Source organism: Bradyrhizobium sp. (assembly GCF_017881085.1).
Lineage (GTDB): Bacteria > Pseudomonadota > Alphaproteobacteria > Rhizobiales > Xanthobacteraceae > Bradyrhizobium.
Genome location: NZ_JADGRI010000183.1, coordinates 1 through 11,017 on the forward strand (window position 1 = coordinate 1; position 11,017 = coordinate 11,017).

At 63.4% G+C, this 11,017-nt stretch carries 5 protein-coding genes; 4 read left to right on the forward strand and 1 reads right to left on the reverse strand.

Annotated elements, in window-relative coordinates; translation table 11 throughout:
* A partial coding sequence (gene malQ, locus QZ213_RS17400) for a 4-alpha-glucanotransferase (RefSeq protein WP_291687329.1) occupies positions 1-1,446 on the reverse strand: 1,446 nt, incomplete at its 3' end.
* A gap of 199 nt (positions 1,447-1,645) precedes the next feature.
* On the opposite strand from malQ, the gene QZ213_RS17405 reads away from it, so the two are divergent.
* The 4 genes from QZ213_RS17405 to glgX all read left to right on the forward strand — a co-directional run.
* Positions 1,646-3,601 carry an alpha-1,4-glucan--maltose-1-phosphate maltosyltransferase gene (locus QZ213_RS17405; RefSeq protein ID WP_291687330.1) on the forward strand — a complete coding sequence of 652 codons (1,956 nt, stop codon included), beginning with the start codon at positions 1,646-1,648 and terminating at the stop codon, positions 3,599-3,601.
* A 7-nt stretch (positions 3,602-3,608) separates the two neighbouring features.
* Positions 3,609-6,911, forward strand: a complete 3,303-nt coding sequence (gene treS / locus QZ213_RS17410) for a maltose alpha-D-glucosyltransferase (RefSeq protein WP_291687331.1) — start codon at positions 3,609-3,611, stop codon at positions 6,909-6,911.
* Entirely contained in the window at positions 6,908-9,055 is a 2,148-nt protein-coding gene (glgB, locus tag QZ213_RS17415) for a 1,4-alpha-glucan branching protein GlgB (protein WP_291687332.1), read from the forward strand. Before treS ends, glgB begins: the two co-directional genes overlap by 4 nt.
* A 3-nt stretch (positions 9,056-9,058) precedes the next feature.
* Positions 9,059-11,017 (forward strand): glycogen debranching protein GlgX (gene glgX / locus QZ213_RS17420; protein WP_291687333.1); only part of this gene is annotated, 1,959 nt, incomplete at its 3' end.

An 11,017-nucleotide genomic window follows, 5' to 3' on the forward strand; every position in this document is an offset into this window, starting at 1 on the left:
GCCTTCCGGCACGGTGCCGAGATCTTCGCCGATCACCACGCAGCGATGCGCCACGCTCTCCTGCGCGGTCGCCGCCAGCAGCGCCTCGAACGGCATCTGCACATAGACGCCGTTGTCGGGGGCAAAACCGTGCGGCACCAGATAAAGCCGCTTCAGGCCCAGCACGTGATCGAGCCGGATCGCGCCCGCATAGCGCATTGAGGCCCGCAGCATCTCCCGAAACGGATCGAAGGACTGGATTTCGAGACCGGCGGCGTTGAAGCCGGCGAGGCCCCAGTTCTGGCCCGCGGTGTTGAGGGGATCGGGAGGCGCTCCGACACCGAGGTGACGCGAAATCGCGGTTTGCTCGTTCCAGGCGTCGAATCCATCGCATTGAACGCCGACGGCGACATCGAGATAGAGACCGACCTTCATGCCCAGCCGGGTTGCGTGATCCCGGCAGGCGCGCAGCTGCCGGTCGGCGATCCATTGCACGAATTCGACGAATTCGATCTCGGCTCCATCCGGCCCCTCGCGAAAGCCGGCGCATCCGGCCTCATCGGGCTGCCGCCATGGTTCGGGCCATTCCCACCAAGGCTTGTTGAATTTGTGCCGGAGCACCTCAAAACAGGCGAAGCGTGACAGCAGCGGTGCGCGCTCGGCGCGAAACTTCTCGAAATCCTGCCGGCGCTCACTATTGGGATTGGCCGTGAACGAATCGAAGGCGAAGCGCAGCGCGCGCCATTTCAGCTCGGCGACCCCGGCATAGTCGACGATATCGCTTGCTCTCTGCCGGGCTACCGTGCCCGTGCTCTCGAACGCGCGCTGAAATCCCGGCAGCCTTTCGACATCGATATAGAGCGCATTGAGAAACAGCCGGCTGTTCGGCGAATACGGGCTGCAATCGCCGGGGCGGTCGTCGAACAGTGCGTGCAGTGGATTGAGGCCAACGCCATCCGCGCCCAGATGTCGCGCGAGTTCGATCAGCCCTTCGAGGTCGGTGAAATCGCCGATCCCCCAATTGCGCGCCGAACGGATGCCGTAGAGCTGGACCGCCAACAGCCAGCAGCGGTCGAAATCGCCGCCGAAGGCTTTTGGCGGCGAGACGATCAGGGGGGCCTCCTCCGTGAGTGAGGCGGCATCGGTCAGGTGCAGCCGGTACGAGCCGACGGGCAGACCCTGTGGCCAGACGATGGCGCGATCGCGGGTCTCGCCCTCCGCGATAACCTTAAGACCCGCAACGATTTTCCAGCGCAGCGGAAACGTGGCAGCCTCGCTCAGTTCCGTCCGCGACGGCCGGCCGGACCGGACCACTACCGCGCCACCGAGCAGCCGGTAGGGTATCCCGGACGGCAGGGCACCGAGGATGATCTTCAGCGCGACTTCGTCCGTCACATGCCGGTGACCCTGACCGTCGATAAACTCGGTCTGAATTCCCAATTCTCTGGCTTTGGTGAAAAGGTCCATTCGGCACGCGGTTTGCACGCAACAGCGGGAGCCGTCGCGAAATTCTTAGATGCAGGAATAGGATAGCCGTGTTTAACTCCAAGGCCGCCCAGGCGTTCCCCGGGAACCAATGCCCGGCCAGTGGCTTTCTATATATGTTCGGAACGTCTCCTTTCCCGCAAACGAAACGGGAAGTCGTTTCCATGTCAATGGCATCACCGTGAACAAAACAACTCAAACTGTCGAGAGCGCCGCATCCGGCGGCGCCTTCCATATCGAGGATATTTATCCGCTGATCGACGGCGGCCGCTTTCCGGTGAAGCGGATCGTCGGCGAGCGGGTCGAGGTCTGGGCCGATATTTATCGCGACGGGCATGACGTGGTTGCCGCCGCGCTGGTCTGGCGCCGCGAACGCGACCGCGAGTGGCGCCGCGAACCTATGACCCATAGCAGCAATGATCGTTGGGGCGGATCGTTCGTGCCCGACCTCCCCGGCCGCTATGTCTATGCGATCGAGGCCTGGACCGACGAATTCGCGACCTGGCGGCATGGCTTCGAACTCAAGCAGAAGGCCGGCGCCGACCTGACGCTCGACGCCCTCGAAGGCGCCGGCATGCTGACAAAGGCGCAGGCCGGCGGCCATGCCGCGGCCGCAATCATCCTCAGGCAATGCGAGGATTTCCTGCGGACCGGCGAGACCGCGCCGCTTCTGACCGACGAATTGAAAAACGCGATGGCCGTGAGCCAGTTGCCGCCGGACCTGACGCGATCGCCGCTGTTTCCCCTGGTCGCGGACCGGCCGCGGGCGCGCTATGGCGCCTGGTACGAAATGGTGCCGCGCAGCCAAGGCAAGCTTCCTGGCCAGCACGGCACCTTCAGGGACAGCATCGCCCGGCTTCCCGATATCGCGGCGATGGGGTTCGACGTGGTTTATCTCACGCCTATCCACCCGATCGGCCACACCAACCGCAAGGGCCGCAACAATGCGGTGACCGCGGCCGAGGGTGATCCCGGCAGCCCCTACGCCATCGGCTCGGCCGAGGGCGGTCACGACGCGGTGCATCCGGAACTGGGCACGCTGCAGGATTTCCGCGACTTCGTCGCGGCATGCAGGCAGCACGACATGGAGGTCGCGCTCGACTTCGCCGTGCAATGCTCGCCCGACCATCCCTGGCTCAAGGAGCACCCGCAATGGTTCCGGCGGCGGCCTGACGGATCGATGCGCTACGCGGAAAACCCGCCCAAGAAATATGAGGACATCGTCAACCCCGATTTTTCGTCCCAGGATGCCGGCGCGCTGTGGAATGCGCTGCGCGACGTGGTGCTGTTCTGGATCGAACAGGGGGTGAAGATTTTCCGGGTCGACAATCCCCACACCAAGCCGTTCCGGTTCTGGGAATGGCTGATCCATGACGTCCAGCTTCGTCACCCCGACGTGATCTTCCTTGCGGAGGCCTTCACCCGGCCGAAGCTCATGCAGGGTCTCGCCAAACTCGGCTTCACCCAGTCCTACACCTACTTCACCTGGCGCACCCAGAAATGGGAGCTGGAGCAATATCTCAGCGAGCTGGTGGCCTATCCGGAGCACGATTACTATCGCCCCAATTTCTTCGTCAATACGCCCGACATCCTGCCCTATCATCTGCAGGGCGGCGAGGAATGGATGTTCAAATCACGCGTGGCGTTGGCGGCAACCCTGTCCTCGACCTATGGCATCTACAACGGCTTCGAGCTGCTGGAACACGAACCAATCCCCGGCCGCGAGGAATATCTCGATTCCGAAAAATACGAGATCAAGGTCCGCGACTGGGACAGGCCGGGCAATATCAAGCCCTATATCCGCGACCTCAACCGCGCCCGCCGCGAAAACACGGCGCTGCAGCAAACGAGCCAATTGCGCTTTGTTCCCGTCGACGACGGCAATGTCATCGCCTTCGTCAAGGAATCGGTCAATCAGACCAACAGCGTCGTGGCCGCGATCGCGCTGTCGCGCGAGGTGCATGAATTCTGGCTGCCGCTCGGCGATATCGAGGTCGGCATGGCCGGCGACCGCCGTCACGTTGCTGCCCTCGAGAACCTCATGACCGGCGAACGTTACCCCCTGGAGTGGGGCGGAATACGTTTGCGGATCGATCCGGTGCGCGACCCCGCGTTGCTCTTCCGCTGTCTGGCGTGAGGGCAGCATGAACCTGTTGTCCTCCATCGATGCAACGGAGCTGCCGGTCACCTCGCTCGATGGCGATGAGCTGTGGTACAAGGACGCCATCATCTATCAGCTTCACGTCAAGGCCTTTGCCGACAGCAACAATGACGGCATCGGCGACTTCGCGGGACTGACCGAGAAGCTCGGCTATCTGCAGGAGCTCGGCGTCACCGCGCTGTGGCTGTTGCCGTTCTATCCCTCGCCCGGCCGCGACGACGGCTACGACATCGCCGACTATGGCGCGATCAATCCCGATTTCGGCACGATGAAGGACTTCAAGCGCTTCATCGTCGAGGCCAAGCGGCGCGGGCTGCGGGTCATCACCGAGCTCGTGATCAATCACACTTCCGACCAGCACGACTGGTTCAAGCGCGCCCGCCGCAGCGATCCAAAGTCGAGCGCGCGCAACTGGTATGTCTGGAGCGATACCGACCAGAAATATCTGGGCACGCGGATCATCTTCACCGATACCGAGAAGTCGAACTGGACCTGGGACCCGGAAGCCGGCCAGTTCTACTGGCACCGCTTCTTCTCGCACCAGCCGGATCTCAATTTCGATAATCCGCGCGTCGTCGGCGCGATCACCAAAGTCATGAAACGCTGGCTCGATACCGGCGTCGACGGCTTCCGTCTCGATGCAATCCCCTATCTGTGCGAACGCGACGGCACCAACAACGAGAACCTGCCCGAAACCCACGCCATCATCCGAAAGCTGCGCAAGGAGCTCGACGCCTACGCCAAGGGCAAGGTGCTGCTGGCCGAAGCCAATCAATGGCCGGAGGATGTGCAGGAATATTTCGGCAAGGGCGATGAATGCCACATGGCTTATCATTTCCCGCTGATGCCGCGGATCTACATGGCGATCGCCCAGGAGGACCGCTTTCCGATCACCGACATCCTGCGCCAGACCCCGGATATCCCGGCCAATTGCCAGTGGGCGCTGTTCCTGCGCAACCACGACGAACTGACGCTGGAAATGGTCACCGACGTCGAGCGCGACTATCTGTGGTCGACCTATGCCAACGATCCGCGCGCCCGCATCAATGTCGGCATCCGCCGCCGTCTCGCTCCCTTGATGGACAATGACCGGCGCAAGATCGAGTTGATGAATTCGCTTTTGCTTTCGTTTCCCGGCACGCCCATCATCTATTACGGCGACGAAATCGGGATGGGCGACAACATCTATCTCGGTGACCGCAACGGCGTGCGCACCCCGATGCAATGGACGCCGGACCGCAATGGCGGCTTCTCCCGCGCCGACCCGGCGCGGCTCTACGCACCGACCATCATGGACCCGGTCTATGGCTACGAGGCGGTCAATGTCGAGGCGCAGTCGCGCAGCCTGTCGTCGCTGTTGAGCGCCACCAAGCGGCTGATCGCGGTGCGCAAGTCGACCCTGGCGTTCGGCCGCGGCACAATGACGTTCATCCGCCCGATCAACCGCTCGGTGCTGGCCTATGTCAGGCAGTACCAGGACGAAGTCATCCTCTGCGTCGCCAACCTGTCGCGGTCGGCGCAGGCCACCGAGCTCGATCTTTCCGCATGGAAGGATCGGATTCCGCTGGAAATGCTCGGCCGCACGCGTTTCCCGGCGATCGGCGAATTGCCTTACATGATCACGCTGGCGCCCTACGGCTTCTACTGGTTCCAGCTCAAGGAGCGCGACAAGTCCGAGCACGTCGCGCCCACGGTGGTTCCGGAATTCGAGACGCTGGTGGTGCCGCTCGGCGCCACCTGGGTATCGCTGGCCCGTACCCGCAGCGTCTTCGAACGGGACGTCCTGCCCGGATTCCTGGCGCGAACCCGCTGGTATCCCGAGCGTACACCGAAGGCTATCCATCCCGTCCTGACCTCGGCGATCCCATTCTGCGATATCGGCGACAACCGGCCCTGGCTGGCCTTCTTTGAGGCGACCCAGCGCGGCGTGACGCAGCGCTACGTGTTGCCGATGCAGATTGAGTGGGTGCGCTTCGACCGCGAGCGCTACAACCCCCGCGCATTCGCCGCCGTCCGCCAGGGCGCGCGGGAGGGAACGCTGCTGGATGTCGCGACCGACCAGATATTCATCGCGCTGTTGCTGCGGAACTTGCGGAAAAACCTGACCGTCGAAGAGAACGGCCTGCGGCTTGAATTCCGGCCGACCAGCGAGCTATCCGACAAGCCGATCAAGCCGCCCGAGCATGTCCGTGCCGTCGACACCGAACAATCGAACTCTACCGCGCTGGTCGACAACCAATACGTCGTCAAGGTCTATCGCAAGCTCGAACCCGGCATCAATCCGGAGATCGAGATGGGCCGGTTCCTGACCGAGGTGGCGGGTTTTGCCAATACGCCGGCGCTGCTCGGCAGCGTCGAACTGGTCGAGGGCGACCAGAAAAGCGCGGTCGCGATCGTTCATGCCTTCGTCGAAAATCAGGGTGACGGATGGATCGTGACCTCGGCCTATCTCGATCGCTTTGTCGACGAGCAGCGCCTGCTGGCGTCAAGCGGACACCCGGCCGAGAGCGAGGAGCAGGTCCCCTATCTGCGCTACATGTCGCAAACCGGCAGGCGCGTCGCCGAGATGCATCTCGCGCTGGCCGGCACGGATGAGTTTGCCGATTTCGCGCCGGAGCCGACCACGCCTGAGGACGTGCAGCGCTGGATCGAGGATGTGGTGGCCCGCGCCGGTCGCGTCTTCGAGGCGCTGAAGCAGCGGCGCGATGCGATCAAGGACGCCGATCGTCCGCTGGTCGAGCAGTTGCTGGCCCAGCGCGATGGCCTGCGCGACCGACTGAACGCTTTGCTTCCATCCGATATCGACGGCCTCAAGATCCGTCACCATGGCGACTTCCACCTCGGTCAGATGCTGATCGTCAAGGACGATATCTTCATCATCGATTTCGAGGGCGAGCCGCGCCGGCCGCACGCGGAGCGGCGGCGCAAGGCGCCCGCGGCGCGCGACGTCGCCGGCCTGATCCGGTCGATCGACTATTCGGCTACGGCTGCGCTGGAGCGCGCGCTGAAGGTGGCATCCGACGAACAGGGCAGGCTCGGCGCAGCGCTCGGGGAATGGCGCGATCGCGCCACGGCGGCGTTCCTGGCCGCCTATCGCGAGATCAGGACCAATGCAGGACTGTGGCCGGCCGACCCGCAAGCCGCCGAGCGCCTATTGAGCTTCTTCCTGCTTGAGAAAGCCTTCTACGAGATCGAATACGAGCTGGCCTACCGGCCGGATTGGCTGCGCGTGCCGCTGACCGGTGCGATCCGAATTTTGTCTGAAAATACCAGCGAGGCTTCATGACCAAACTGTCCGCGGAGGCCTATGCGATCGTGGAAGGCCGCCACTCCGATCCCTTCCATTATCTCGGCGTTCATACCGAAGGCGACCGAACCGTCGTGCGCGCGTTCCTGCCCGAAGCGTCGAACGTCGAGGCGATCGGCGAGCACGGCGAATCGGCGGAGCTCGCGCGGATCCACGACGCGGGCCTGTTCGCGGGCGCCCTGCCGAACGGCTCCGAGCGCTACCAATTGCGCGCCCGCTTCGGCGATACCGTGGTCGAACTCGACGACCCCTATCGCTTTCCCCCCATCCTGACCGATTTCGATCTCTATCTGCTCGGCGAGGGCACCCATCAGCGGCTTTACGACAAGCTCGGCGCGCATCCAATGACGCTCGACGGCGTCGATGGCGTGGGCTTCGTGGTGTTCGCGCCCAATGCGCGGCGGGTCAGCGTGGTCGGCGATTTCAACTTCTGGAATCCACACCGCCATCCGATGCGCGTGCGCGGCGTCGGCTATTGGGAGCTGTTCGTGCCCCATGCCGCCGCGGGCGACCACTACAAGTTCGATATCATCGGCCCGCAGGGCCAGCATCTGCCGCTGAAGTCCGACCCGATGGCCTTTGCCGCGGAAATGCGCCCGAGCACGGCCTCCATCGTGTTGGACGAGACCAGACTGCCGCATCCGGGGCCAGCGCCCGAGCGCATCAATGCGCTGGGTTCGCCGATGTCGATCTACGAGGTTCATCTGGGCTCGTGGCGGCGCAAGGGCGGCAACGAGTGGCTGACCTACCGCGAGCTCGCCGAGCAGCTGCCGCGGTATGCAAGGGATCTCGGCTTTACCCACATCGAATTCCTTCCGGTCAGCGAGCATCCTTTCGATGGCTCATGGGGCTATCAGCCGACCGGCCTGTACGCGCCGACCAGCCGGTTCGGCACACCTTCGGACTTTTCCGCTCTGGTCGACGCCTGCCACCGCGAGGGCATCGGCGTGCTGCTGGACTGGGTGCCCGGGCATTTCCCCGACGATCCGCATGGGCTCGGCAATTTCGACGGCACCGCGCTCTACGAACACGCCAACCCGCTGCAGGGCCGCCACCTCGACTGGGGCACGCTGATCTACAATTACGGCCGCACCGAAGTGGTGAATTTCCTGGTGTCGAACGCGCTGTTCTGGCTGGAGCGCTACGGCATCGACGGCCTGCGCGTCGATGCCGTCGCCTCCATGCTCTATCTCGACTACAGCCGCCCCGCCGGCGGCTGGATCCCGAACAAATATGGCGGCCGGGAAAATCTCGACGCCATCGATTTCCTGCGGCGATTCAACACGGAAGTGTTCGCCCGCTTTCCGCAAGCCACGACCGCGGCGGAGGAGTCCACGGCATGGCCGCAGGTGTCGCGCCCGGTCGAATATGGCGGCCTGGGCTTCGGCTACAAGTGGAACATGGGCTGGATGCACGACACGCTGAATTATATCAGCAAGGATCCGATTCACCGCAAACATCACCACGGCGATATCCTGTTCGGCCTGCACTACGCTTTTTCGGAAAATTTCATCCTGCCGCTGTCGCACGACGAAGTCGTGCACGGCAAGCGTTCGATCATCGGACGGATGCCCGGCGACGATTGGCAGCGCTTCGCGAACCTGCGGGCCTATTACAGCTTCATGTTCGGCCATCCCGGCAAGAAGCTCTTGTTCATGGGCTGCGAATTCGCGCAAGAGCGCGAATGGAGCCATGATCGCTCGCTGGACTGGCACCTGCTCGACCAGAGCAAGCACGCCGGTATCCATTCTTTGATCCGCGATCTCAACCGGGTCTATCGCACGCTGCCGGCGCTGCATGAACTGGATTGCGATCAGGCCGGTTTTGAATGGGTCGTCACCGACGACGCCAACGGCAATGTGTTCGCCTGGATCCGCAAGGGCAATGATGCCCGCGCGCGATGCCTGGTGGTCGTGAATTTTTCGCCCAATGTGTATTACAATTACCGCGTTCGCGTGCCGTTCGCCGGCAAGTGGCGCGAGGTGTTCAATTCGGACTCCTCCCATTACGGCGGCAGCAATGTCGGGAACATCGGCGAGGTCCAAACGTCGGACGGCCTCGTGCCAGAGCTCAATCTCACCATCCCGCCTTTGGCCGCGATTTTTCTCGTGCCGGAAAGCTGACGCATGCGATTGTCTGCCGGAACGTTCTCGCGCCTCGGTGCAAGCTGGGACGGCCGGGGCACCAATTTTGCGTTGTTCTCCGCCAACGCGCAGAAGGTGGAGCTATGCCTGTTCGACAGCCAGGGCCGCCGCGAACTCGAGCGCATCGAATTGCCGGAGCGCAACGAGGACGTCTGGCACGGCTATCTGAACGACGTTTCGCCCGGCCAGCTCTACGGCTACCGGGTTCACGGCCCCTACGAGCCCGAGCACGGCCACCGCTTCAACCCCAACAAGCTCCTGCTCGACCCCTATGCCAGGCGGCTGGCCGGTCGGCTGGTGTGGAGCGACGCCCATTTCGCCTATCGCACCGGCAGCGCACGGGAAGATCTCTCCTTCGACCGGCGCGACAATGCGCGCGGCATGCCGAAAGCCGTGGTGGTCGACGAAACCTTCAACTGGGGCCGGCGCGAAATGCGCCCCAACGTCCCCTGGGAAGACACCATCATCTATGAAGCGCACGTCAAGGGCCTGACGCAGAAACGCGAGGACGTGCCGCCCAATTTGCGCGGCACTTTCGGCGGGCTGTCGTCGCCGGCGATGATCGACCATCTGAAACGGCTCGGCGTCACCACGATCGAACTGCTGCCGATTCATGGTTTCGTCGACGACCGGGTGCTGGTCGAAAAGAAGCTGGCGAACTACTGGGGCTACAACACGCTGTCGTTCTTCGCGCCGGAGCCGCGCTACTCGCAGGACAATCCGCTCGATGCCTTCCGCACCACGGTGGCGCGGCTGCACGACGCCGGCATCGAGGTGATGCTCGACGTCGTCTATAATCACACCGCCGAGGGCAACCATATGGGCCCCACGCTGTCGTTCCGCGGCATCGACAACGCCTCCTATTACTGGCTGATGAAGGACAATCCGCGCTTCTACGACGATTTCACCGGCTGCGGCAGCTCGGTCAATCTCACCCATCCGCGGGTGCTGCAGATGGTGATGGATTCGCTGCGCTACTGGGTCGAAGTCTGCCACGTCGACGGCTTCCGTTTCGATCTCGCCACCACGCTCGCCCGCGGCCCGAACGGCTTCGACCGCAACACCGCGTTCCTCACCGCGATCCGGCAGGACCCGGTGCTGGCCGCGGTCAAGCTGGTCGCCGAACCCTGGGACCTCGGGCTCGGCGGCTACCAGGTCGGCGCGTTTCCGTCGCAATGGTCGGAATGGAACGACCGCTATCGCAGCGCGATGCGACGCTACTGGAGCGGCGAAGGCAGCCTGATCGGCGAAGTTTCCAGCCGCATGACCGGCTCGTCCGACCTCTACAATCACGACAGACGCAAGCCGCGCGCCGGCATCAATCACATCACCGTACATGACGGCTTCACGCTGGCCGATCTGTTCAGCTACAACGAGAAGCACAACGAGGCCAATGGCGAAGACAATCGCGACGGCTCCAACGACAACCTCAGCAACAATTGCGGCCATGAAGGCCCAACCGACGATCCGGCCATCGTCGCGCTGCGCCGCCGGCTGCGGAAGAACCAGCTCGCCTGCCTCATGCTCGCGCAGGGACTGCCGCTGATTCTGGCCGGCGACGAGGTCGGCAATACCCAGAACGGCAACAACAACGCCTATTGCCAGGACAACGAGATCGGCTGGGTCGGCTGGGAGAACCTCGGCCGCGACAGTGACGACCTCACCGATTTCGTCGGCCACATGACCGAATTGCGCCGGCGCTTCCCGCAGATACGCTCGGGCCGCTGGCTCGACGGCCGGCGCGCGGACGGCTCCTATGGCGTATTGTGGCTGACGCCGGCGGCCGAAGACATGAAGGAAGAAGACTGGAAATTCCCGGAAGGTCGCTTTCTCTCCTATGTGCTCGGCCCGGCCGAACAGGGCGGGGAGCCGATCTTCATCGTGCTGAACGCCGCTCCCGAAGAGATCGCATTCACGCTGCCGAAGCTGCCGGAATACAGG